This is a genomic window from Flavobacterium sp. RSSA_27, from assembly GCF_051547125.1.
In the GTDB taxonomy this organism is placed as follows: domain Bacteria; phylum Bacteroidota; class Bacteroidia; order Flavobacteriales; family Flavobacteriaceae; genus Flavobacterium.
Genome location: NZ_JBPTTN010000001.1, coordinates 353,488 through 375,886, shown reverse-complemented (window position 1 = coordinate 375,886; position 22,399 = coordinate 353,488). Strand labels below are relative to the sequence as shown.

Annotated in this window: 23 protein-coding genes; 20 read left to right on the top strand and 3 right to left on the bottom strand. The window is 33.1% G+C overall.

Annotated features, from left to right (window positions below; all coding sequences use genetic code 11):
* The first annotated feature begins 128 nt into the window (after nucleotides 1-128).
* The 4 genes from nadC (at nucleotide 129) to priA (ending at nucleotide 5,159) form a co-directional block, all read left to right on the top strand.
* Nucleotides 129-986 (top strand): carboxylating nicotinate-nucleotide diphosphorylase, encoded by an 858-nt coding sequence (nadC, locus tag ACSVH5_RS01665; protein WP_438059723.1) that lies wholly within the window; start codon nucleotides 129-131, stop codon nucleotides 984-986.
* 19 nt (nucleotides 987-1,005) lie between these two features.
* The gene (locus ACSVH5_RS01660; protein ID WP_438059722.1) at nucleotides 1,006-1,965 is read left to right on the top strand and encodes a YihY/virulence factor BrkB family protein; all 960 of its coding nucleotides are present in this window, start codon (nucleotides 1,006-1,008) and stop codon (nucleotides 1,963-1,965) included.
* Between the two features lie 164 nt (nucleotides 1,966-2,129).
* Nucleotides 2,130-2,561, top strand: a complete 432-nt coding sequence (locus tag ACSVH5_RS01655; protein ID WP_438059721.1) for a DUF2147 domain-containing protein — start codon at nucleotides 2,130-2,132, stop codon at nucleotides 2,559-2,561.
* 147 nt (nucleotides 2,562-2,708) lie between these two features.
* The gene (priA, locus tag ACSVH5_RS01650; RefSeq protein ID WP_438059720.1) at nucleotides 2,709-5,159 is read left to right on the top strand and encodes a replication restart helicase PriA; all 2,451 of its coding nucleotides are present in this window, start codon (nucleotides 2,709-2,711) and stop codon (nucleotides 5,157-5,159) included.
* A gap of 12 nt (nucleotides 5,160-5,171) precedes the next feature.
* Here the strand turns inward: priA and ACSVH5_RS01645 are convergent, their stop codons facing one another.
* Nucleotides 5,172-5,867, bottom strand: coding sequence for a LytR/AlgR family response regulator transcription factor (locus tag ACSVH5_RS01645; protein ID WP_438059719.1), 696 nt, complete (start codon nucleotides 5,865-5,867; stop codon nucleotides 5,172-5,174).
* 166 nt (nucleotides 5,868-6,033) lie between these two features.
* On the opposite strand from ACSVH5_RS01645, the gene rpsF reads away from it, so the two are divergent.
* From rpsF to ACSVH5_RS01615, 6 genes are all read left to right on the top strand, one after another.
* The gene (gene rpsF / locus ACSVH5_RS01640) at nucleotides 6,034-6,375 is read left to right on the top strand and encodes a 30S ribosomal protein S6 (protein WP_159684735.1); all 342 of its coding nucleotides are present in this window, start codon (nucleotides 6,034-6,036) and stop codon (nucleotides 6,373-6,375) included.
* 5 nt (nucleotides 6,376-6,380) lie between these two features.
* Nucleotides 6,381-6,677 carry a 30S ribosomal protein S18 gene (gene rpsR, locus ACSVH5_RS01635; protein ID WP_159684738.1) on the top strand — a complete coding sequence of 99 codons (297 nt, stop codon included), beginning with the start codon at nucleotides 6,381-6,383 and terminating at the stop codon, nucleotides 6,675-6,677.
* 67 nt (nucleotides 6,678-6,744) lie between these two features.
* The gene (gene rplI, locus ACSVH5_RS01630) at nucleotides 6,745-7,188 is read left to right on the top strand and encodes a 50S ribosomal protein L9 (RefSeq protein ID WP_438059718.1); all 444 of its coding nucleotides are present in this window, start codon (nucleotides 6,745-6,747) and stop codon (nucleotides 7,186-7,188) included.
* A gap of 110 nt (nucleotides 7,189-7,298) precedes the next feature.
* The gene (locus tag ACSVH5_RS01625) at nucleotides 7,299-7,772 is read left to right on the top strand and encodes a DUF6495 family protein (RefSeq protein WP_438059717.1); all 474 of its coding nucleotides are present in this window, start codon (nucleotides 7,299-7,301) and stop codon (nucleotides 7,770-7,772) included.
* 71 nt (nucleotides 7,773-7,843) lie between these two features.
* Entirely contained in the window at nucleotides 7,844-9,850 is a 2,007-nt protein-coding gene (gene ligA, locus ACSVH5_RS01620; protein WP_438059716.1) for an NAD-dependent DNA ligase LigA, read from the top strand.
* Complete coding sequence (locus tag ACSVH5_RS01615) at nucleotides 9,837-10,529, top strand: lysoplasmalogenase family protein (protein ID WP_438059715.1); 693 nt, start codon at nucleotides 9,837-9,839, stop codon at nucleotides 10,527-10,529. Before ligA ends, ACSVH5_RS01615 begins: the two co-directional genes overlap by 14 nt.
* Before the next feature lie 72 nt (nucleotides 10,530-10,601).
* On the opposite strand, the gene ACSVH5_RS01610 is transcribed toward ACSVH5_RS01615, so the two are convergent.
* Both ACSVH5_RS01610 and ACSVH5_RS01605 read right to left on the bottom strand, forming a co-directional pair.
* Complete coding sequence (locus ACSVH5_RS01610) at nucleotides 10,602-11,516, bottom strand: bifunctional metallophosphatase/5'-nucleotidase (protein ID WP_438059714.1); 915 nt, start codon at nucleotides 11,514-11,516, stop codon at nucleotides 10,602-10,604.
* Nucleotides 11,517-11,561: 45 nt separating this feature from the next.
* Nucleotides 11,562-12,341, bottom strand: coding sequence for a 5'-nucleotidase C-terminal domain-containing protein (locus ACSVH5_RS01605; RefSeq protein ID WP_438059713.1), 780 nt, complete (start codon nucleotides 12,339-12,341; stop codon nucleotides 11,562-11,564).
* 157 nt (nucleotides 12,342-12,498) lie between these two features.
* Here ACSVH5_RS01605 and dapA point away from each other — a divergent pair, with 157 nt between their 5' ends.
* The 10 genes from dapA to coaE all read left to right on the top strand — a co-directional run bounded on the left by dapA (nucleotide 12,499) and on the right by coaE (nucleotide 22,363).
* Complete coding sequence (dapA, locus tag ACSVH5_RS01600; RefSeq protein WP_438059712.1) at nucleotides 12,499-13,374, top strand: 4-hydroxy-tetrahydrodipicolinate synthase; 876 nt, start codon at nucleotides 12,499-12,501, stop codon at nucleotides 13,372-13,374.
* 135 nt (nucleotides 13,375-13,509) lie between these two features.
* Nucleotides 13,510-14,304 (top strand): outer membrane protein assembly factor BamD, encoded by a 795-nt coding sequence (locus ACSVH5_RS01595; protein WP_438059711.1) that lies wholly within the window; start codon nucleotides 13,510-13,512, stop codon nucleotides 14,302-14,304.
* A gap of 8 nt (nucleotides 14,305-14,312) precedes the next feature.
* Nucleotides 14,313-14,630 carry a DNA-directed RNA polymerase subunit omega gene (locus ACSVH5_RS01590; RefSeq protein WP_026709525.1) on the top strand — a complete coding sequence of 106 codons (318 nt, stop codon included), beginning with the start codon at nucleotides 14,313-14,315 and terminating at the stop codon, nucleotides 14,628-14,630.
* Between the two features lie 8 nt (nucleotides 14,631-14,638).
* Complete coding sequence (coaBC, locus tag ACSVH5_RS01585; RefSeq protein ID WP_438059710.1) at nucleotides 14,639-15,895, top strand: bifunctional phosphopantothenoylcysteine decarboxylase/phosphopantothenate--cysteine ligase CoaBC; 1,257 nt, start codon at nucleotides 14,639-14,641, stop codon at nucleotides 15,893-15,895.
* A 50-nt stretch (nucleotides 15,896-15,945) separates the two neighbouring features.
* Nucleotides 15,946-16,836 (top strand): DUF4835 family protein, encoded by an 891-nt coding sequence (locus tag ACSVH5_RS01580; protein ID WP_438059709.1) that lies wholly within the window; start codon nucleotides 15,946-15,948, stop codon nucleotides 16,834-16,836.
* A gap of 52 nt (nucleotides 16,837-16,888) precedes the next feature.
* A complete protein-coding gene (recN, locus tag ACSVH5_RS01575) occupies nucleotides 16,889-18,541 on the top strand; it encodes a DNA repair protein RecN (protein ID WP_438059708.1) in 1,653 nt (550 codons plus the stop codon).
* A 94-nt stretch (nucleotides 18,542-18,635) separates the two neighbouring features.
* Nucleotides 18,636-19,826 carry an enoyl-ACP reductase FabV gene (gene fabV, locus ACSVH5_RS01570; RefSeq protein WP_438059707.1) on the top strand — a complete coding sequence of 397 codons (1,191 nt, stop codon included), beginning with the start codon at nucleotides 18,636-18,638 and terminating at the stop codon, nucleotides 19,824-19,826.
* Nucleotides 19,827-19,918: 92 nt separating this feature from the next.
* On the top strand, nucleotides 19,919-20,725 hold the full coding sequence (locus tag ACSVH5_RS01565; RefSeq protein ID WP_438059706.1) for an enoyl-ACP reductase FabI: 807 nt from the start codon (nucleotides 19,919-19,921) through the stop codon (nucleotides 20,723-20,725).
* Between the two features lie 58 nt (nucleotides 20,726-20,783).
* Nucleotides 20,784-21,788, top strand: coding sequence for a glycosyltransferase (locus ACSVH5_RS01560; RefSeq protein WP_438059705.1), 1,005 nt, complete (start codon nucleotides 20,784-20,786; stop codon nucleotides 21,786-21,788).
* Nucleotides 21,788-22,363 carry a dephospho-CoA kinase gene (gene coaE, locus ACSVH5_RS01555; RefSeq protein WP_438059704.1) on the top strand — a complete coding sequence of 192 codons (576 nt, stop codon included), beginning with the start codon at nucleotides 21,788-21,790 and terminating at the stop codon, nucleotides 22,361-22,363. Before ACSVH5_RS01560 ends, coaE begins: the two co-directional genes overlap by 1 nt.
* Nucleotides 22,364-22,399 lie beyond the last annotated feature (36 nt).

Here is a 22,399-nt window from a genome sequence, read left to right as displayed (position 1 = left end):
GGGTACGCCTAATGAAAACCCATGTTTTTGCTGGTTTTTTTTCGAGTAATTTTGATGGTTTATTTTGGTTTTTAGACTAGCTTTTGCCGTCGTTTTTGATTAATTTAGCGCCACAAAATAATAAGAGAATGATTTCAGAAGCACAGTTTCAACAAGAGTTACAATTGTTTATTGCCAATGGTATTCGTGAAGATGTTGGCCCAGGGGATTACAGCTCCTTAGCTTGTATTCCGTCAACGGCCACGGGAAAAGCAAAATTGCTGGTAAAAGAAGATGGGATAATAGCAGGTGTTGCCTTGGCAAAAATGATTTTCAACTATGTTGACCCTTCCTTACAAATAGAAACTTTTATACAAGATGGAACGCCTGTGCGCTATGGCGATGTGGTTTTCCACGTTTCAGGAAGTTCGCAATCTATATTAAAATCAGAGCGTTTGGTGTTGAATACAATGCAAAGAATGTCAGCCATTGCAACTAAAACCAACAGTTATGTTCGTTTATTAGAAGGTACAAAGACTCAAATTTTAGATACTCGTAAAACTACGCCAGGATTCCGTGCTGCCGAGAAATGGGCTGTAACCATTGGCGGAGGAGTGAATCATCGATTTGCGTTGTACGATATGATCATGCTCAAAGACAATCATATCGATTTTGCTGGAGGCATCACAAAAGCTATCGAAAAGACCAAAGCCTATTTAAAGGAAAGCAACTTGGACTTAAAAATCATTGTTGAAGCTAGAGATTTAGCCGAAATTGAAGAAATTTTAAAATCAGACGGTATTTACAGAATTTTGATAGACAACTTTAATTACGAGGATACCCGTAAAGCAGTGGCTATGATTAACGGCAAATGCCAGTCCGAATCTTCAGGAAATATCAACGAAACTACCATTAGTGAATATGCGGCTTGTGGAGTGGATTTTATCTCCTCTGGAGCGTTAACGCATTCTGTTTATAATATGGATTTGAGTTTAAAAGCCATTTGATTTTAATACAGTTTGTCAAATGATTCCAAAAAATAAAGTTCCTTTTGAGATACAGTTTAAAAAAAAAATCAGGCAAAATGTCTTGGTTAAAAAGTGTATTCATTTTTTGCAAAATCAAAAACTACTTTGGTTAGATGAAGTTTCTCTATATGATTTTTTGCGATCGTATGTTGTTGGTGTTTTAGATGGAAAACTATCGGTAAGAGCTGGAGCAATTGCTTTTAGTTTTTTTATGGCTTTATTCCCGTTTGCACTTTATATTTTGAATTTAATCCCATACATTCCAATTGAAGGTTTTCAGAATGATTTTTTGCGTTTTGTTGAACATAGTGTTCCTCCAAATACTTATGATGCCATTGCAGGAATTATTAATGATATTCTAAATAATAGCCATTCTGGATTGCTTTCTTCGGGTTTTATTTTGTCTATTTTTTTGATGGCTAATGGATTGAATGCGATTTTAGGAGGGTTCGAAGAGTCTCGTCATGTCATTGAAAAGAGGGGCTTTGTGGATCAATATATTGTAGCTATTGGAATGTCTATTTTCCTTTCCTTTTTATTGATTTTTACAGTAGCAATCATTGTTGTTTTTGAAGTGATTATTCAAAAATCTAAAATTCAGGATGTATTAAGTGATACGATTTCTTTAATTCAACTAGGACGTTACTTGTTCCTTTCGTTAATGATACTGTTCACCACTTCCATTTTATTACGCTTTGGAATTAAACAACGGCATAAACCTAAATTTATTTCCGTAGGATCTGTTTTTACTACGATTCTAATCATTCTTTCTTCGTATGGTTTTGGGATTTGGGTAGTCAAGTTTTCGAAATACAACGAATTATACGGCTCTATTGGAACTTTATTAATCCTGATGTTTTATATATGGCTTAATTGTATATTACTCTTGCTTGGTTTTGAGCTCAATGCTATTATTCAGTCCCATCGCAATCAAACAAAATCTAAAAAAATGCTATAGTTGTGTTAGAATACGAAATTCTGTACTATTTTTGTAAAAAAATCAGCATTACTGGTGCTTTTATTTTTAGAAATTTTTATCCAACTATGTTTCTATAAATTGACCAAATAAGGTAATCGCCGAGAAACGGGATTCAATCAAATAACAAAAAGAAATCATTTCCAATGAAAAAAATCTTACTATTAGCAAGTGTTTTATGTTTTGCAGTTGTAACCACAGCTCAAAGTCAATCGGTATTAGGAAAATGGAAAACCATAGATGATGAAACAGGAAAACCTAAATCAATTGTCGAAGTGTATGAAAAATCAGGAAAAATTTATGGCAAAATTGTAGAGATTTTAGATCCCCAAAAAAAAGATAAATTGTGTACTGAATGTTCGGGAGACGAAAAGAACAAGCCGGTTCTAGGAATGGTAATTGTGAAAGGACTTCATAAAGATGCTGATGAATATAATGGAGGCTCAATTACGGATCCAGTAACGGGTAAAAAGTATAAATGTTTTATCACTTTAGAAGGAAAAGATAAATTAAAAGTGAGAGGTTATGTAGGCTTTTCTTTAATCGGAAGAACGCAATATTGGCATAGAGTTAAATAATTTTTTACTTAATAAGAGGTACCCTTATAATTCAATTTTCAGATTGTATTTTGAAATTGAGTGATAAGGGTATTTTTTATTATTTTTGGTGTCTAGCCCAATATAATAATCTTTCAAAATTGTCCTTTTGACAAAATCCCAAGCCGCATGTTCTTCGTTGAAGTAATTTTACCTTTAGCCTTAGCTAAAACTTTTACCTATCAAGTCTCGGAATCCGAATTTCTTTTCATTAAAAAAGGAATGCGTTTGGCGGTACCTTTTGGTAAAAGCAAAATTTACACTGCCATAGCTGTTGAATTGCATCAAAACGAACCTGTTTTATATCAAGCTAAAGAAATTCATCAAATTTTGGATCATGAACCCATTGTGACACCGATTCAAATTGAGCATTGGTTTTGGATGGCCAATTATTATATGTGTAGTATTGGCGATGTGTATAAAAATGCCATGCCTAATGCGTTACTTTTAGAAAGCGAAACAGTCGTGACCGCTCAGTTGTCTACTTTTGTTAATGAAATAGAACTTTCGGATCAGGAGTATTTGGTGTATCAAGCATTGCAACAACAAAGTTCATTAAAAATTGAGGATATCATTGCTATACTGAATAAAAAGAATGTGTTTCCGATTATTCATAAAATGATCGATAAAAACATATTAGTTTTACAGGAAGAAATATCTGAAAGCTACAAACCCAAGTTGGTGCGCTATATTCGTTTGCATCCACAATATAATTCGCAAGAAGGTTTGACTTTGCTATTGGAACTATTAAAAAATGCTACTAAACAAAAAGAAATTGTTCTCCATTATTTTCAATTGAATGCTATAGAGAAAAAACCAATTTCTGTAAAAAAGTTGGTCGAATCTGCAAAAGTTACAGCAGCAACTGTTAAAGCTTTGGTTGATAAAGAGGTGTTTGAAGAATATTATGTGCAACAAGACCGAGTAACTTATTCAGGAGACGTTGCTTCAAAAGAGTTGCAGTTGAGTGCCTCACAACAAGCTGCTTTTGATGCGTTACAAAATCAATTTTCTCAAAAAAATGTTTGTTTGTTGCACGGTGTTACAGCTAGTGGAAAAACCGAAATCTATATTAAATGGATTGAAACTTTTTTAGAAAAAGGAATGCAAGTGCTGTATTTGTTGCCAGAAATAGCGTTAACGACTCAGTTAGTAGGTCGTTTGAGATTGCATTTTGGAGATAAAGTGGCTGTTTTTCATTCTAAATATAATAACAATGAAAGAGTAGAAGTATGGCAGCAGGTTTTGAATAATTCTGAAAAAGCTCAGATTGTCATTGGAGCTCGTTCGGCATTATTTCTTCCTTTTCAACAGTTAGGAGGTATTATTATCGATGAAGAACATGAACAAACCTTTAAACAAACCGATCCAGCTCCTCGATTTCATACTCGTGACGCTGCTATAGTTTTGGCTAATTTTCACAAGTCTAAAGTGCTTTTAGGGTCAGCAACACCCAGTTTGGAAACCTATTATAATGCACAAACTGCTAAGTTTGGATTGGTTATACTTAATGAACGATTTGGTTATGCTAAGATGCCTGTGATAATGCTGGTTGATTTGAAGGACAACTATTTTCGAAAACAAATGAAAGGTCATTTTAGTGGCGCCCTAATCCAAGAAATAAGTGCGACCCTATCTTTAGGCGAACAAGTGATTTTGTTTCAAAATCGAAGAGGTTTTTCGCCTGTAGTAGAATGTATGACTTGTGGTCATATTCCTCAGTGTCCACAATGTGATGTTAGTTTAACCTATCATAAATATAAAAGTCAGTTACGCTGTCATTATTGTGGGTTTGCTATTGGTAAACCAACCAATTGTCATTCGTGTTCTAGTATTGATTTGACAACAAAAGGTTTTGGTACTGAGCAAATTGAATTGGAATTACTTTCTCTATTTCCAAGTGCCAAAATTGGGAGAATGGATCAAGATACTACTAGAGGAAAATACGGATTCGAAAAAATAATTGATAGTTTTAAAAATCAAGAAATTGATATTTTGGTAGGTACTCAAATGCTTGCCAAAGGATTGGACTTTGATAAGGTGAGCTTAGTTGGGATTATGAATGCTGATACGATGTTGTACCATCCTGATTTTAGAGCTTTTGAACGTAGTTTTCAAATGATGACCCAAGTGGCTGGTCGTGCCGGAAGAGCTGAAAAACAAGGAAAGGTTATTATTCAAACATATAATCCCTTGCATAATACAATCCAACAAGTAACTCGAAATGATTATGAAGGGATGTATAAGGAGCAGTTGTATGACAGGCAAATTTATAAATACCCTCCTTATTATAGGTTAATAAAAATTACATTAAAACATCGGGATTTTGATAAGCTCAAAGAAGGGGCATTGTGGTTGTATCAAGTAATGTCGCAATCTCTAGACATGCCTGTGTTAGGACCAGAGGAGCCTGCAATTAATAGGATTAGAAACGAATATATCAGAACAATAATGATTAAAATACCTCAAAACAAGCCTATTGGTAGTACCAAAAAAACTATTCAAAAAATAGTCAATAGTTTTGAGGCTGTTGTTCAGTTTAGGACTATTAGAGTTGGTGTTAATGTTGACTTTTATTAGTATAAAGTAGTTTTATGACATAGACAATGCTTTTACTAGATCTTCTTTTTTATTGCGACTTAAAGGAATTTTGTTTACGCCAATTTCAGCAAATTTACTATTGAATCGATCTATTTTGTCAATATTTACAATGAAGGATTTATGAACTCGTATGAATTTGTCTTTGCTTAAATCATTTTCAAAAGACTTCATAGTAGATAGTACCAAATTACTATCTTCTTCTGTAACTACTCGTACATAGTCGCCATAGGCTTCGATCCATTTTATTTTTGAAGTGAAAACCTTAAGTTTTTTTAAATTACTTTTTATAAAGATATGTTCCCCTTCTTCTTCTTTGTTTTCTGTTTTTAATAAATGGTGATCAATGGCTCGTTTTACAGATGCGTTGAAACGTTCTAGAGCTATGGGTTTTTGTAAATAATCAGTAGCGTCATAATCAAAAGCTTTCATGGCATATTCCGCTTTGGAAGTGATGAAGATAATTTGAGGTTTTGACTTTAAACCATCTAAAAAATCAAACCCGCTTATGACAGGCATTTCAATGTCTAGAAAAATCAAATCAACCGTATGGATTGACATGCAATTTTTGGCTTCAATGGCATTTGAAAAATCACCTATTAAATGCAAATGTTGGTGATTATTAACTAGTTTGGCTATAATCATTCGTTGTATGGAACTATCGTCAACAACAACACAGTTTAGTTTCATAATAGAATAGTTTACGATTTGGTAAGGTAAATATATTTTTTTTTATTATGTAATGCAAATTCAAAGGTATAAATTTAACACTTAATCGATTATTTTAATAATTCGCTTGTGGGTTAAAATAAAAAGACTACTTTTGCACCCAATTTAACAAATAAATATATTATTTATGAATCATTATGAAACTGTTTTCATTTTAAATCCCGTTTTATCTGAGGTACAGGTAAAGGAAACAGTAAGTAAATTTGAAGAATTTCTTACTAGTAGAGGAGCTGAAATGGTATCGAAAGAAGATTGGGGTCTTAAAAAAATGGCTTACGAAATTCAAAACAAAAAAAGTGGTTTTTACCATTTATTCGAGTACAAAGTAGCTGGTGAAGTTTTACTTCCATTCGAAACAGAATTTAGACGTGACGAGCGTGTAATGCGTTTCTTAACTGTTGCTCTAGACAAACATGCTATCTCTTGGGCTGAAAGAAGAAGAGCAAAACTTAAATCTACTAAAGCTTAATTATCATGGCAACATTACAACAATCTGCTTCAGGAAAAAAAGACGGAGATATCAGATATCTAACGCCTTTGAACATAGAAATCAACAAAACTAAAAAGTATTGTCGTTTCAAAAAATCAGGTATCAAATATGTAGACTACAAAGATGCTGATTTCTTATTGAAATTTGTGAATGAACAAGGTAAAATCTTACCTCGTCGTTTAACAGGTACTTCATTGAAATACCAAAGAAAAGTGTCTGTAGCTGTAAAAAGAGCACGTCACTTAGCTTTAATGCCATATGTGGCTGATTTACTAAAATAATAATTAATTAATAGTTGTTGGTTTTCGGTCAAATGAAACCTAACTTCTGCAATATAAGGACAACAACATGGAACTTATTTTAAATAAAGACGTACAAAACTTAGGTTTTAAAGATGATATCGTAACAGTAAAAAATGGTTACGGACGTAATTACTTGATTCCTCAAGGATTTGCTCATTTAGCAACCGCTTCTGCAAAGAAAGTTTTGGCTGAAAACCTAAAACAAAGAGCGCACAAAGAAGCTAAAATCGTTGCTGATGCTAAAGCTACTGCTGAAGCATTGAAAGCATTAGAAATTAAAATTGCTGCAAAAGCAGGTGGTGAAAAATTATTCGGATCTATTACAAACATTGACATTGCTGCTGCTTTAGCGAATGCAGGTCAAGAAATTGATCGTAAATTCATCACTAGCGGTATCGTAAAACGTATTGGAAAATACACTGCATCTATCCGTTTACACAGAGATGTAATTGTTGAAATACCATACGAAATCGTTCCTGAGAAAGCATAATTTCAGATTAAAAATTATAAAATCCCGATACGTTTTATTAACGCAATCGGGATTTTTTATTTTATAGAACGGATACGAAGTAAAAGTGTTTTAGGTTAAATCATAATACAATGAAATATACAAGACTTACAAAAGAACAGTTCGAGGAGTTACACCAAGAGTTTACGACTTTTTTAGCAACTCAGTCGATTGATAAAGCAGAGTGGGATACCATTAAAAAAGAAAAACCTGAGGTGGCCGAACAAGAACTGGATGTTTTTTCAGATTTAATTTGGGAGGGTGTGTTAACTAAGGCACAGTTTTTAGAACATTTTTCTAAAAATCATATATTCCTTTTTCAATGCTTTGCTACGGAAGTAAAATCAATTGTGCTGAAATCTTTGGTTCCAGAAGTTGATTTTTTGACCAAAGAAGGGTTACAATGGCTTTCTGATAACATGTTTACCGATACCATCGAAATGAAAGTGGGTAAAAAAGTTTTTACCGAAGAACGAAATTATTCCTTGTTTCAATTAATCCAACAAGGTGCTTTTCTAAGCGATGGACAATTGTTCAATCAAATTAATACAATTATAGAATCGTAAAACTATTTTATAAAGTATAAATTGGCTATTTTAGTACCTTATTTGAAAACTAAAATAGCCATTTTTATTTCATGAATATTCAAGATACGATTCAGCAGTTGCGCTCCGAATTAGACCAACACAATTACAACTATTACGTGTTGGACCAACCTCAAATTTCGGATTTCGAATTTGACCAAAAATTAAAAGAACTGCAAGCATTAGAAGCAGAGCATCCCGAATTTTTTGATGCTAATTCTCCAACCCAAAGAGTGGGTGGTACAATCACTAAAAATTTCCAAACAGTAGTTCACGATTACCGCATGTATTCATTGGATAATTCGTATTCGAAAGATGAATTATTAGACTGGGAAAAACGGATTCAAAAAGTACTTGGCGACCTACCATTAGAATATACTTGCGAATTAAAATATGACGGAGCTTCCATTAGTATCACCTATGAAAACGGTCAATTGTCCCGAGCTGTCACTCGTGGTGATGGTTTTCAGGGCGACGAGGTAACGAATAACATCAAAACTATCAAATCGATTCCTTTACAATTGAAAGGGAATTATCCCGATCACTTTGCTATTCGCGGTGAAATCATCTTGCCATTTGCTGGTTTTGAAAAAATGAATCAAGAGTTGATAGAAATTGGGGAAACGCCTTATTCCAACCCCAGAAATACCGCTTCAGGAAGTTTGAAATTACAAGACAGCTCAGAAGTGGCTAAACGACCCTTAGATTGTTTACTATATTCATTAGTTGGAAGTAATTTGCCGTTTCAATCACAGTTTGAAGGGCTACAAGCAGCTAGAGATTGGGGCTTCAAGGCACCAAAAGAAGCCAAACTAGCCAAAAATATAGACGAAGTTTTTGAATTCATTGATTATTGGGACGTGCATCGCCATCAACTCCCTTATGAAACAGATGGGGTAGTAATCAAAGTAAATGCTTTGTCGTATCAAGACGAGCTTGGATATACTGCAAAATCTCCGCGTTGGGCGATAGCCTATAAATTCAAATCCGAACAAGTTAGCACCAAATTAAATTCGATTTCATATCAAGTAGGACGTACAGGCGCCATTACTCCAGTCGCCAATTTAGAGGCAGTACAATTGGCAGGAACCGTTGTGAAACGAGCTTCCTTGCACAATGCCGACCAAATAGAAAAATTGGATATCCGAATTGGTGATACGGTTTTTGTAGAAAAAGGAGGGGAAATAATCCCTAAAATCATTGCTGTTGATTTAGAGAAGCGCCCTGAACATTCAGAAGTAACACATTATATTACAAATTGCCCTGAATGTAAAACGGCTTTGGTGCGCTCTGAAGGGGAAGCCAATCATTATTGTCCTAATTTTTATGGTTGTCCCCCTCAAATTATTGGTAGAATTCAGCATTTTATTTCTCGTAAGGCAATGGATATTGAAGGTTTAGGAGGAGAAACAGTGGCTTTATTGTATAATAATGGTTTGGTTCATAACTATGCCGATTTGTATGATTTGAAAGTGGAGCAACTGTTACCTTTGGAACGAATGGCTCAGAAATCTGCTGAAAATTTAGTTAATGGTGTAGCAAAATCTAAAGAAATCCCTTTTGAAAGTGTTTTGTATGCTTTAGGAATTCGATTTGTAGGGGAAACGGTAGCCAAAAAACTGGCCAAGCATTACAAAACTATTATGGCTTTAGAGCAAGCTACTCTTGAAGATTTGATTTTGGTAGATGAAATAGGGGAACGCATTGCAAGAAGTGTAATAGAATTTTTTGAAAATGACGAAAATAGAATGATTGTTGAGCGATTGAAATTGCATGGCGTTCAAATGGAAATAGTTGAAAAAGTGAATCCTAACGCTACAACTAAGTTCTTAGGGAAAACCTTTGTTGTTTCGGGTGTTTTTGAACAATTTTCTAGAGATGAATTAAAAAGGGTGATTGAAGATAATGGAGGTAAAGTAGGAAGTTCTATTTCCTCTAAAACAGATTATGTTGTTGCTGGTGAGAATATGGGACCTTCCAAATTAGAAAAAGCAACCCAATTAGGAATAGCTATTTTGACAGAAGAAAATTTTAAACTACTGTTGGATGAAAGTAGATAAAGTAGTATTTGGTCTTTATTTTTTGTTATGTTTTTTAGTTGGAGTAGTTAGTTTGTGTCATTTTAATGAACTTGTACTTTATCTCAAAGGAGGAATTGTTATTGTAATTGCACTTTGTTTTTTTGTCAAAACGAAAAAATTTAGTCCTGTTGTTACGGCTGTTCTTTTACTTTCTTTTTTTGGTGAAACGTATTATCTTTTTGTTAAGTCGTATACCGAAACTGTTCCAATTGTACTTTTTTTATGCGTGAATTTGATTTTTTTGCGACTATCATGGGTGGAAGTCAGAAGAAAAAACTGGAAACAATCGGAATTTATTAAGTTACTACTTTTGATGGGAGTAATAACGGTATTTGTATACGCTATTTTATCTTTGGATTTACGAGATACAGATGTGAATTTTGTATTATATATTATTTATAGTATTGTTTTTGTGACCATGTTTATTTTGTCGTTTGCCAATTTGGTAAAAACTCATCATAGGAGTAGTTTGTTCTTAGTTCTTTTTGGAGTGACTGTTTTTGTTTCGGATTTGTTTTTTTTGCTAAATAATTATTTTATTAAATTGACTTTTTTAAGAACGGGTGGGAATTTAGCACAAGTGATTGGGTATTATTTTATGACACATTATTTTTTGGTTAGAAAAAGGGAAGAAGAAATTAATTTAATAATGAATTAGAGTCTAGATGATTTAGTAATTATCTCATATTGGCTTTATTATAAGTTAAAAGGACATTTTGATAACTGTTTTTTAAATTAAGATCGCTTTTCCTTTGGCAATATTTTGTTTGTTAGTGTCAAAATAGAAATCGATTCTACCTAGATATAAACCATAACAACCAACTTGATTAACTAAAACTTCTTTATCTGCTGCGTTTTTTACAATAGTAGGTTTGTCTAAAAAAGTGTGAGTGTGACCTCCAATAATCAAATCTATGTCTTGAGTGTTTTGAGCTAATTTCAAATCAGATATCTTGTTGTCATCACTTTTTTTGTACTCATAGCCCAAGTGAGATAAGCAAATTACTAAGTCGCATTTCTCCTCCTTTTTAAGGATGCGAGTCATATCTTGGGCAATTTCTATCGGATCGTGATAAACTGTTTCTTTGTAGTTTTTTTTGTCAACTAAGCCTTGTAATTCTATACCTAATCCGAAAACACCAATTTTGATTCCGTCTTTGTGAAAGATTTTATAGGGTTTAATATGAGTATCCAAAGCCGTGTTTTTGAAGTCATAATTGGCTGAAACAAAATCAAAAGTGGCGTGAGGCAATTGTGAATAAAAACCTTCGATGCCATTATCGAAATCATGATTGCCTAATGTAGCGAGATCATATTTCATCATACTCATTAATTTCAACTCAATTTCGCCACCATAGTAATTGAAATATGGGGTTCCTTGGAACACATCACCGGCATCCAATAACAAAACATTTTGGTTTTCTTTTCGTATAGTTTCAATTAAAGCAGCTCTTCTAGATACACCTCCCATGTTTGCATTTCGAGGATCATCTGCTGGAAAGGGATCTATATGACTGTGAACATCATTGGTGTGTAGAATAGTTATTTTTTTTATTTCAGGCTTAAAACTCATTAGCGGCAAACTAGGTAACGCTAATAAAGCAGAACTAGCAGCGGTTTTTTGAATAAAATCTCTTCTTTTCATTTTATTTTTTTTTTAAGTCGTAAAAGGTTTTTTGTTTTTTAAAATTTATTCTACTGCTATTCGAACTTCTTTTAGCACAGGTATGGTTTTTATTTCCTTGAAATAATCAATCAGAACGTTTCGTAATTTGTAATTTAAGTCATAGGTCTGTATTCCTTTTTGGAAAAAAGTCATATTGTCACCTCCTGCGGCAAGATAATCATTAGTAGCAACATTATAAATTTTTGAAATTTCTAAAGGTTTTCCTTGAATTTTGATGTCTTTTGGTTGGTTGTTTTTGTCGATTGTAAAAGTTATTCCTGCAAGAGGTTGTGCTTTTTGTGTTTTGATAAAATAATGAATCATATCCATAACAACTTCTCCGTTCATAGCAATCACTACCAAGCTATTTTCGAAAGGCATAATTTGAAATGCGTTACGAGCTGTAACATCTCCCTTTGGTAAAGCAGCTCGAATACCACCATGATTTAAAATACAAAGGTCAATTTTCTTTTTTTCACGGGCATACAGGATGATGTTACCTCTATGTATACAAGCATCTGCCATTAAATTACCTAAGGTTGATTGCCATTTACTGCTATTTTTGTCTAGTGTTTCTGGACAATAAGCAATTACGGTTGTCAAGTCTTTGTCGATATGTTCTCTATAGGGTTTAATAAAAGCAGTAATTGAAGGATTTTCGCTAATTGATTGGTTTACAGGGATACGTTTTCCTTCAATTTTGGTAATACCAATCTGAGTTGAAGTGCATGAAAAAATTAAAAAAAATGTTAAGAATATAACAAAAAGTTTTAAAAAACCGTTATACTTTTTTAAATTTGCCATTTGTTTTGCGTCTTTATTAATTAAATTTGAAGTACGTAAAAGTAGTCAGTTTTCCTGTAATTTTAAGCTTTTTAGACTAAAGTATTTGTTATTATAGCGAAAAGTTTAACGTTATTTTTCCAAAACAATATAAATATATATTTAATAGTTACATAATATGCAATCATTAATAGGCACGGGTGTTGCATTGGTTACACCCTTCAAAACAGATTTTTCAGTAGATGTGGAAGCGTTGAAAAGTATTGTAAATTTTTCAATAGAAAATGGGATAGAATATTTGGTAGTAATGGGTACAACCGCTGAGAATGCTACCCTAAGTGCTGAAGAAAAAGAGTTGGTTATTGCAACTGTAGTTGAGACTAACAATGGAAGGATACCTTTGGTTTTGGGTGTTGGTGGTAATAATACCATGCAGGTAGTTGCTGAATTGCAAACAAGAAATTTGTCTGCTTTTGATGCAATTTTATCGGTTTCGCCATATTACAATAAGCCTACACAAGAAGGGATATACCAACATTTTAAAGCTATTTCAGAAGCTTCTCCTATACCCGTTATTTTGTATAATGTACCTGGGAGAACTTCGAGTAATATGTTGCCTTCAACAGTACTTCGTTTAGCTAATGATTTTTCAAATATTATTGGAATTAAAGAGGCAGCAGGAGATTTAGTTCAAGCCATGAAGATTATTCAACATAAACCTAAGGATTTTATGGTGATATCCGGAGATGATATGATTGCTTTACCAATGGTTTTGGCAGGTGGAGCTGGTGTTATTTCTGTAATTGGTCAAGGATTCCCAAAAGAATTTTCAGAAATGATTCGTCTTGGATTGAACAAAAAAGTGGATGCTGCTTTTGAAGTTCAATACAAAATTGCAGACAGTATTGATATGATTTTTGAACAAGGAAATCCAGCAGGAATAAAAGAAGTCTTTAAAGCTCTTGGAATTGCAGAGAATGTGGTTCGTTTGCCATTGGTTTCAGTGGATGATTCGCTTTCTGAAAGGATTTTTGAGTTTGTGAAAAATTTTTAAAAAAACGAAGAAAACGTAAGCTTTTTTTTAAATAAAAATATATTTTGAAGTCGCTAAATTAATACCTAAATTTGCCAGCCAAAGTTACGTTTGATTTTAACTATTTGGTGTTAAATTGTAATAAAAGTAAAATAAATGAAGAAAATTGTTGCATTATTATTTCTTGCCCTTGCTTTAGGATCTTGTGGAGAATATCAAAAAGCATTAAAGACCGAAGATGTGGGGGTTAAGTATGATTTAGCTGAAAAGCTATATGATGCAGGTAAATATTCTAAAGCTATTCGACTTTTTGAGCAGATAGCTCCAGCATATAGAGGAAAACCTCAAGCAGAGAAAATGTTTTACATGTACTCACAGTCGTATTATAAAACAAAACAATACTATTTAGCAGGTTATCAGTTTGAAAGTTTTGCTTCTAATTACCCTAAAAGCGAAAAAGTACAAGAAGCAGCCTATTTGGGTGCAAAATGTTATTCAAAACTTTCTCCAGTATATAGTTTGGATCAGGTTGATACATTCAAAGCAATTGAAAAATTGCAAGCATTTATAGATAATTATCCCAATTCAGAATATTTAGCCGAAGCGAATACTACGATGCGAACTTTGAATGAGAAAATTGAGAAAAAAGTATATGAAAATGCTGTTGGTTATAATACCATCATGGATTATAAGTCTGCTTTAGTTGCATTAGATAATTTTATTGCTGATTTTCCTGGTACTACTTTGAAAGAAAAAGCACTATATTACAAATTAGATTCTGCCTACAACTTGGCAGTAAATAGTGTTCCAGAGAAAATGGAAGAGCGTTTACAAGTTGCAAAATTAGCGCATACAACTTTAATGCGTTACAAACCAGATACTGAATACAAAGAAAAAGCTGATGAAATGTTGGCTAGAATTGAAAACGATTTACAAAAATTTACTAAATAATTAAAGTCATGGATTTAAAGAAGACGAATGCTCCAGTAAATACAATTACCTACAACAAAACTGTAATTGAAGAACCCACTGGTAATGTATATGAAGCAATAACCATTATGGCTAAAAGAGCAAATCAAATCAATTCTGAAATTAAAAAAGAATTGACTGAGAAATTAGAAGAGTTTGCTACTTATAATGATAGTCTTGAAGAAGTTTTTGAAAATAAAGAACAAATTGAAGTTTCTAAATTTTACGAAAAATTACCAAAACCACACGCATTAGCAGTGCAAGAGTGGTTGGATGGAAAAATCTACCATAGAGATTCAAACAAATAATACTATTGATGTCAGTTTTAAAAGGCAAAAAGGTTTTACTAGGAATTTCTGGTGGAATTGCAGCCTATAAAACCGCTTCGTTAGTACGACTTTTTATAAAAGCAGGTGCACAGGTCCAAGTGATTATGACACCTGCTTCTAAGGATTTTGTCACTCCCTTGACATTATCTGTTTTATCCAAAAATCCTGTTTATTCTACGTTTTTTGATAAAGAAACTGCCGATACTTTAGCTCAACAAAAAGAAGCTAAAGAATTATGGAACAATCATGTAGAATTGGGACTTTGGGCCGATATAATGCTTATCGCACCAGCTACAGCCAATACTATGTCTAAAATGGCAAATGGTGTTTGTGATAATTTATTGCTTGCGGTTTATCTTTCTTCTAAATGTCCTGTTTATTTTGCTCCTGCAATGGATTTGGATATGTATAAACACCCTTCAACTCTTGCAAGTTTTCAAAAGTTACAACAGTTTGGTAATATAATGATTCCTGCCGAAAGTGGGGAGTTGGCAAGTGGGCTTTCTGGTGAAGGACGTATGGCTGAACCTGAGAATATTATTGCTTTTATCGAAGCAGATATCGAAAAAAAGTTACCCTTATTCAATAAGTCTATTTTGATTACTGCAGGACCAACTTATGAAGCAATTGATCCCGTTCGTTTTATAGGCAATCATTCTTCCGGTAAGATGGGGTTTGCTATTGCCAATAGAGCTGCAGAATTAGGTGCTAAAGTATATCTCGTTTCAGGACCAACCCATTGTAAGCCGTTATTTTCTTCGATTGAAGTTTTTCCGGTGGTTTCTGCTAAAGAAATGTATACAAAATGTCATGAGCTGTATGGTCAAGTTGATGTAGCTATTGCTGCTGCTGCCGTTGCGGATTACAGACCTAAAATCGTAGCTGAACAGAAAATCAAAAAAGCGGCAGAAAATTTTGTCATTGAATTGGAAAAGACACAAGATATTTTGGCTTCTTTAGGCGCCTCCAAAGAACAGCAATTCTTAATTGGATTTGCCTTAGAAACAGAAAATGAAATTGATAATGCCAAAATTAAAATTCAAAAAAAGAATTTGGATTTAATTGTTTTGAATTCTTTACAAGATGAAGGAGCTGGTTTTGGTAAATCCACGAATAAGATTACCTTTATTGATAAGAATTTTGCTGTAGAACCTATGGATTTAAAAACTAAAACTGCAGTAGCTATCGATATCATCGACAAAGTATGTGAACATTTTAATCAAAAAAAAGATAAATTAAAATAGTATACTTTTTCGATTTATTAGCCGTTTCTAACCAAACAATACTTTTGAATATGTATAGATTTATAGGGGTCTTTTTCTTGATTTTGTTCAATACAACTTTTTTATTTGCTCAGCAATTAAATTGTTCCGTAGTTATTAATGCTCAAAAGGTGACGAATACCAATCAGCAATTGATTAAAAATTTAGAATTAGCCTTAAATGAATTTGTCAACAAAACTGATTGGACTGGGCAAACATTAAAGCAGAATGAAAAGATAAAATGCTCTATGTTTATTACGCTTTCGGCTGTTAACTCAGACCAGTTTTCAGGAACCATTCAGGTACAATCTTCAAGACTAATTTATAATTCTACTTACAGTTCACCAGTACTTAATTATAACGACAAAGATTTTAATTTTAAATATGTTGAGTTTGAAAATTTAATTTTTAACCCTTCCGTTTTTGAATCCAATTTAGTTTCTGTAATAGCTTATTACAGTTATGTGATTTTGGGTTTGAATATGGATAGTTTTCAATCGTTTAGTGGGAATACTTATCTTGAAACAGCTCAAAACATTTTAAATGTTGCACAACAAGGTGGTTACAAAGGTTGGAGTCAAGCAGATGGTGTTCAGAATCGATTTTTTTTAACCAACGATTTGTTATCTCCTACTTTTGCACCTTACCGTCAAGCTATAGCAGATTATCATCAAGGCTTAGATGTAATGAGCACCGATGTAAAAACAGCTAAAGAGAAAATAAAAACGGCTATTTTAAATTTATCCAAATTGAATCAAACACGTCCCAATGCTTTTCTGACTCGCGTATTTTTTGATGCAAAAGCCGATGAGATAGTGTTGATTTTTTCTGGTGGTCCAAGCATCACTATTGCGGATTTAGTGGAAACATTAAATAAAATCTCTCCTATGAATTCAAGTAAATGGAGTCAAATTAAATACTAATACAACCTATATTTTTGCCTTATTTTAGTAGCTTTATTCAAAACGTATTTTAATGATAACCTCACTTTCTATCAAAAATTTTGCTTTAATAGATCAACTAGCAATTGATTTTACCAATGGATTATCTATAATTACAGGGGAAACTGGAGCTGGTAAATCCATCATTTTAGGAGCGCTAGGATTGGTTTTAGGAAAAAGAGCCGATTTGTCTTCACTGAAAAATACCGATGAAAAATGTGTTATTGAGGCTCAATTTGATATTTCAAAATACAACTTATTCTCTTTTTTTGAAGAAAATGATTTAGACTACGAAGCAGAAACGATTATTAGAAGAGAAATTTTGCCCTCAGGAAAATCGAGAGCTTTTATTAATGATAGCCCTGTTAATCTACAAGAATTACAAGCTTTAAGCCTTTTTTTAATAGATATTCATTCGCAACAACAAACACAAGAATTGTCTGAAGAAGAAGTACAATTTAAAATTATTGATGCAATTGCTGATAATAAGAATGAACTTGAGCAATATCAGGAAATACTAAAAAAGTATAAAAATCATAAATCTCAATTGGTTTCGCTTCAAAGAAAACAAGGTGAATCTCTTAAAGAACAAGAGTATCATTCTTTTTTATTAGATGAGTTGTTATCAGCTAAATTAATTGATGGGGAACAAGAACAATTAGAAGAAGATTTTGAACAATTAAATAATGTTGAAAGCATCAAAGAATCTATTGATAAAGCGTTACTCATAGCTCATGAAGAAGAAATTGGTGCCCTACATCATTTAAAAGAAATCAAAAGTACACTCCAGCGAATAGCTCCTTTCGGGAGTAAGTATCAAGAATTGCTTGAGCGGATGAATAGTATTATTATTGAGTTTGATGATATTACTTTAGAGCTTAACCAGCATGCTGAACAGTTACTAAACGATCCTGAAAAATTAGAGTATACGAATCAAAAATTACAGTTGATTTATACTTTACAAAAAAAACACCAAGTTAAAACTGTTGCCGAATTATTGGTGATTCAAAATGAGTTAGATCAGTCTTTGGTGTTGATTAGTAATCTCGAATCTGAAATTAACAAGCTCCAGGAGCTTATTACTAAAAATGAACAAGAATTAGATGCATTGGCACAAGTAATTCATGAGAAGAGAATACAAGCCATTCCTGTTTTGACCGAAAAAATGATTCAGATTTTGGAAAAATTAGGAATGCCTAATGTGCGTTTTAAAATAGATTTAAATTTAGTGCCAACTTTTTTTTCTAATGGAAAAGAAGCATTACACTTTTTATTTTCGGCTAATAAAGGAGGAGAGTTTGGGTTATTAAAAAAAGTAGCTTCAGGTGGAGAAATGTCAAGAATTATGTTGGCTGTCAAAGCTATATTAGCACAATATTCTAAATTGCCTACTTTGATTTTTGATGAAATCGATACAGGTGTTTCGGGTGAAATCGCTATTCGAATGGGAGAAATTATGAAACAAATGAGTACAACAATGCAAGTTTTTGCGATTACTCATTTATCTCAAATTGCCGCTAAAGGAGATTCGCATTTTAAGGTAGCTAAAAGTACGGTAGGAGAGGTGACTAACTCCGAATTGAAGTTGTTGACCGAAGAGGAACGAGTGCTTGAAATTGCTCAAATGCTCTCTGGAACCGTTGTTTCTGAATCGGCCCTAAATCATGCCAAAGCCTTGCTGAACTAAAAAAATGGGCTATATTTGTTGATTCAAAAAAAGACCACTGTTCAAAAAAAAAAATTAATAGCTTTTTTATTTTACAAAAAGAAATTTCAATACTATGATTATAGAACCAAGAATGAGAGGATTTATTTGTTTGACATCTCACCCAGATGGATGCGAACAAAATGTAAAAAATCAAATAGAATACATCAAATCAAAAGGTACAATAGCTGGAGCCAAAAAAGTTTTAGTAATTGGTGCTTCAACGGGATTTGGATTAGCTTCAAGAATTACTAGTGCTTTCGGGTCGAATGCTGCAACAATTGGTGTTTTTTTCGAAAAACCAGCTGCTGAAGGTAAAACAGCCTCACCAGGTTGGTACAATTCTGCCGCTTTCGAAAAAGAAGCACACAAAGCCGGTTTGTATGCGAAAAGTATTAATGGTGATGCGTTTTCTAATGAAGTGAAACAACAAACGATTGATTTAATAAAAAAAGACTTAGGTCAAGTTGATTTAGTAGTGTACAGTTTAGCCTCTCCAGTGCGTCAACATCCAGTAACAGGAGTTTTACATAGATCTACTTTAAAACCTATTGGAGGTGTTTATTCTAATAAAACAGTTGATTTCCATTCAGGTAAAGTGTCTGAAATTTCAATCCAACCTTGTGAAGGCGACGATATTGAAAATACAGTGGCTGTAATGGGAGGTGAGGATTGGTCTATGTGGATTGAGGCTTTAAAAGCGGAAAATTTATTAGCAGAAGGAGCTATGACCGTTGCTTATTCATACATTGGACCAGCATTGACAGAAGCTGTTTATAGAAAAGGTACTATTGGTCGTGCAAAAGATCATCTTGAAGCTACGGCATTTACAATAGCTGATAGTTTGAAGGACTTAAATGGAAAAGCTTTTGTTTCTGTAAATAAAGCCTTGGTTACCCAAGCAAGTTCGGCTATTCCAGTAATTCCATTGTATATTTCTTTGTTGTATAAAATCATGAAAGAAAAAGGAATTCACGAAGGTTGTATTGAGCAAATCCAGCGTTTGTATAGCGAACGTTTGTACAACAACGATGGGATTGCTACCGATGAAAAAGGACGTATTCGTATCGATGATTGGGAAATGAGAGAAGATGTTCAGGAATTAGTTGCCAAGTTATGGCCTGAGGCTACAACCGAAAATTTATCCGAAATTGGAGATCTAGCTGGATACCGTCATGATTTCTATAATCTATTTGGTTTCGAATTTGACGGAGTAGATTACAAAGCAGAAGCTAACGAATTGGTAAATGTGCCAAGTATAGCATAATAATAAAGAGAAGTTGAAAACACCTTATTTTTGATTTTATTTATAATAAAATACAGAATAGGGTGTTTTTTTATTGACATAAATCTAGACCTATGTATAATTTATTGAAAGGAAAAAAAGGAATTATTTTTGGAGCATTAGACGAGAATTCTATTGCTTGGAAGACGGCTGAACGCGTCCATGAAGAAGGCGGTGTTTTTGTATTAACCAATGCTCCTGCCTCCATAAGAATGGGGAATATTGAAGACTTAGCATTGAAAACTGGCGCTACTGTGATTCCTGCGGACGCTACTTCTGTTTCTGATTTAGAAAACCTGGTAGACCAAGCTGTAAAAATTCTTGGAGGTAAAATAGATTTTGTATTGCATTCGATTGGAATGTCGGTAAATGTGCGCAAAGGCAATCATTACACCAACCAAAATTATGACTTTACTGAAAAAGGTTGGAATGTTTCAGCAGTTTCTTTTCATAAAGTCCTTCAAGTTCTTTATCACAAAGATGCTATGAACGAATGGGGAAGTATAGTAGCGTTATCTTATATGGCAGCACAACGTGTTTTTCCGGATTATAATGACATGGCCGATAATAAAGCGTTCTTAGAATCTATAGCAAGAAGTTTTGGTTATTTTTTTGGTAAAAAATCAAAAGTAAGAGTAAATACGATTTCTCAATCTCCAACGGCTACCAAAGCGGGTCATGGTGTAAAAGGTTTTAAAGGTTTTATAAATTATTCAGAAAAGATGTCGCCTTTAGGAAATGCTTCTGCGTTAGATTGTGCCAATTATACGGTTACCTTGTTTTCTGACTTGACACGAAAAGTAACGCTGCAAAATTTGATGCATGACGGTGGTTTTTCTAATGTAGGTGTAAGTCAGGAAATAATGGAAATGTTTGAATAAATAGTATCTTTGCAACTCATTTCAAAACAGCGTTAATTTTAATACCACTTTTTTTACTATGTTTTTTTCTTTAATAATTCCAGTATATAACCGACCGGATGAAGTGGATGAACTTTTGATGAGTTTGTCACAAATGCAGTATCATGATGTATACGAAATAGTTATTGTTGAAGATGGCTCTACTATCAAATGCCAAGAAGTACTAGAAAAGTATGCTGATAAATTAAATATCTCTTACTATTTTAAGCCTAATTCAGGTCCAGGTGATTCAAGAAATTTTGGCATGGAAAAAGCAAGGGGGAATTATTTTATCATTTTCGATTCGGATTGTATCATTCCATCAAATTATTTAAAAGAAGTTGAAGCATCTCTTAATGAAAAGTATGTAGATTGTTTTGGAGGACCTGACAAAGCTTTGGATAGTTTTTCTGATATTCAAAAAGCCATCAATTTTGCTATGACTTCTTTCTTGACTACAGGAGGTATTCGTGGTGGTTCTGAAAAAATAGGTAAATTCCAACCTCGTAGTTTTAACATGGGTTTGTCTCGTAAAGCTTTTGAAATTTCTAAAGGATTTGGTAACTTACATCCTGGTGAAGATCCAGATTTATCCATTCGCTTGTGGGAGTTAGGTTTTGAAACCAAATTAATTCCTAATGCATATGTGTATCACAAACGCCGAATTGATTGGGATAAATTTACCATTCAGGTGAATAAGTTTGGAAAAGCAAGACCTATTTTGAACAGTTGGTATCCTAAATACAATAAACTGACTTTCTTTTTTCCTACCTTCTTTATTTTAGGATTTGGTTTTTCCATATTCATGTATTTGTTTAGCCAAAATTTTGATTTTTTATTGCAATTGTATTTTTTATATTTCATTATAATTTTTGTTACTTCTTCAATTCAAAATAAAAGTGTAAAAATTGGATATCTTTCAATGGTGGCGGTTTGGAAACAATTTTGGGGATATGGAACTGGTTTTTTGGTATCCTTTATCAAAGTTATTCTCTTGAAACAAAAACCTCAAGAAGCTTTTCCTGAATTATTTTTTAAAGTATAATGACTAAAATTATTGGCTTAACAGGTGGTATTGGTAGTGGAAAAACTACTGTGGCTAATTATTTTAAGGAATTAGGTGTCCCTGTTTATATTGCCGATGATGCTGCTAAAGAAGTCATGCAGTCTGAAGACATTCTTACAGCTATCAGAAAGACTTTTGGTGATGCAATTTTTGAGAACCAAATTTTAAATCGACAAAAACTAGCTTCAATAGTATTTGCCAATCCAAAAAAATTACAACAACTCAATGCTATTGTACATCCTGCTGTAGCGCAGCACTTCAAAACCTGGTTGTCTAATTATCAACAATTTCCTTTTATTATTTATGAAGCTGCCATCTTATTTGAAAGTGGTGGTGATCAAAAATGTGATAAAATTATTACAGTTACTGCTCCCGAAGCTATGAGAATTGAGCGCGTAATGGAAAGAGATGCTACTACAAAAGATCAAGTACTTCAACGAATGAATTCGCAATGGACAGATGCAAAACGCCTTGCAAAAAGTGATTTTGTAATCGAAAATATTGATTTTAATAAGACAAAAGCACAAATTGTTAAAATTCTTAAAATTTTATAGAAAAAACAATCTGACAATATATTGTTAATATTTGGT

Excerpts from the sequence above, each read along its gene's own strand:
- nadC (WP_438059723.1), top strand. The coding sequence starts at position 129 with ATGATTTCAGAAGCACAGTTTCAACAAGAGTTACAATTGTTTATTGCC.
- ACSVH5_RS01660 (WP_438059722.1), top strand. The coding sequence starts at position 1,006 with ATGATTCCAAAAAATAAAGTTCCTTTTGAGATACAGTTTAAAAAAAAA.
- ACSVH5_RS01655 (WP_438059721.1), top strand. The coding sequence starts at position 2,130 with ATGAAAAAAATCTTACTATTAGCAAGTGTTTTATGTTTTGCAGTTGTA.
- priA (WP_438059720.1), top strand. The coding sequence starts at position 2,709 with ATGTTCTTCGTTGAAGTAATTTTACCTTTAGCCTTAGCTAAAACTTTT.
- ACSVH5_RS01645 (WP_438059719.1), bottom strand. The coding sequence starts at position 5,867 with ATGAAACTAAACTGTGTTGTTGTTGACGATAGTTCCATACAACGAATG.
- rpsF (WP_159684735.1), top strand. The coding sequence starts at position 6,034 with ATGAATCATTATGAAACTGTTTTCATTTTAAATCCCGTTTTATCTGAG.
- rpsR (WP_159684738.1), top strand. The coding sequence starts at position 6,381 with ATGGCAACATTACAACAATCTGCTTCAGGAAAAAAAGACGGAGATATC.
- rplI (WP_438059718.1), top strand. The coding sequence starts at position 6,745 with ATGGAACTTATTTTAAATAAAGACGTACAAAACTTAGGTTTTAAAGAT.
- ACSVH5_RS01625 (WP_438059717.1), top strand. The coding sequence starts at position 7,299 with ATGAAATATACAAGACTTACAAAAGAACAGTTCGAGGAGTTACACCAA.
- ligA (WP_438059716.1), top strand. The coding sequence starts at position 7,844 with ATGAATATTCAAGATACGATTCAGCAGTTGCGCTCCGAATTAGACCAA.
- ACSVH5_RS01615 (WP_438059715.1), top strand. The coding sequence starts at position 9,837 with ATGAAAGTAGATAAAGTAGTATTTGGTCTTTATTTTTTGTTATGTTTT.
- ACSVH5_RS01610 (WP_438059714.1), bottom strand. The coding sequence starts at position 11,516 with ATGAAAAGAAGAGATTTTATTCAAAAAACCGCTGCTAGTTCTGCTTTA.
- ACSVH5_RS01605 (WP_438059713.1), bottom strand. The coding sequence starts at position 12,341 with ATGGCAAATTTAAAAAAGTATAACGGTTTTTTAAAACTTTTTGTTATA.
- dapA (WP_438059712.1), top strand. The coding sequence starts at position 12,499 with ATGCAATCATTAATAGGCACGGGTGTTGCATTGGTTACACCCTTCAAA.
- ACSVH5_RS01595 (WP_438059711.1), top strand. The coding sequence starts at position 13,510 with ATGAAGAAAATTGTTGCATTATTATTTCTTGCCCTTGCTTTAGGATCT.
- ACSVH5_RS01590 (WP_026709525.1), top strand. The coding sequence starts at position 14,313 with ATGGATTTAAAGAAGACGAATGCTCCAGTAAATACAATTACCTACAAC.
- coaBC (WP_438059710.1), top strand. The coding sequence starts at position 14,639 with ATGTCAGTTTTAAAAGGCAAAAAGGTTTTACTAGGAATTTCTGGTGGA.
- ACSVH5_RS01580 (WP_438059709.1), top strand. The coding sequence starts at position 15,946 with ATGTATAGATTTATAGGGGTCTTTTTCTTGATTTTGTTCAATACAACT.
- recN (WP_438059708.1), top strand. The coding sequence starts at position 16,889 with ATGATAACCTCACTTTCTATCAAAAATTTTGCTTTAATAGATCAACTA.
- fabV (WP_438059707.1), top strand. The coding sequence starts at position 18,636 with ATGATTATAGAACCAAGAATGAGAGGATTTATTTGTTTGACATCTCAC.
- ACSVH5_RS01565 (WP_438059706.1), top strand. The coding sequence starts at position 19,919 with ATGTATAATTTATTGAAAGGAAAAAAAGGAATTATTTTTGGAGCATTA.
- ACSVH5_RS01560 (WP_438059705.1), top strand. The coding sequence starts at position 20,784 with ATGTTTTTTTCTTTAATAATTCCAGTATATAACCGACCGGATGAAGTG.
- coaE (WP_438059704.1), top strand. The coding sequence starts at position 21,788 with ATGACTAAAATTATTGGCTTAACAGGTGGTATTGGTAGTGGAAAAACT.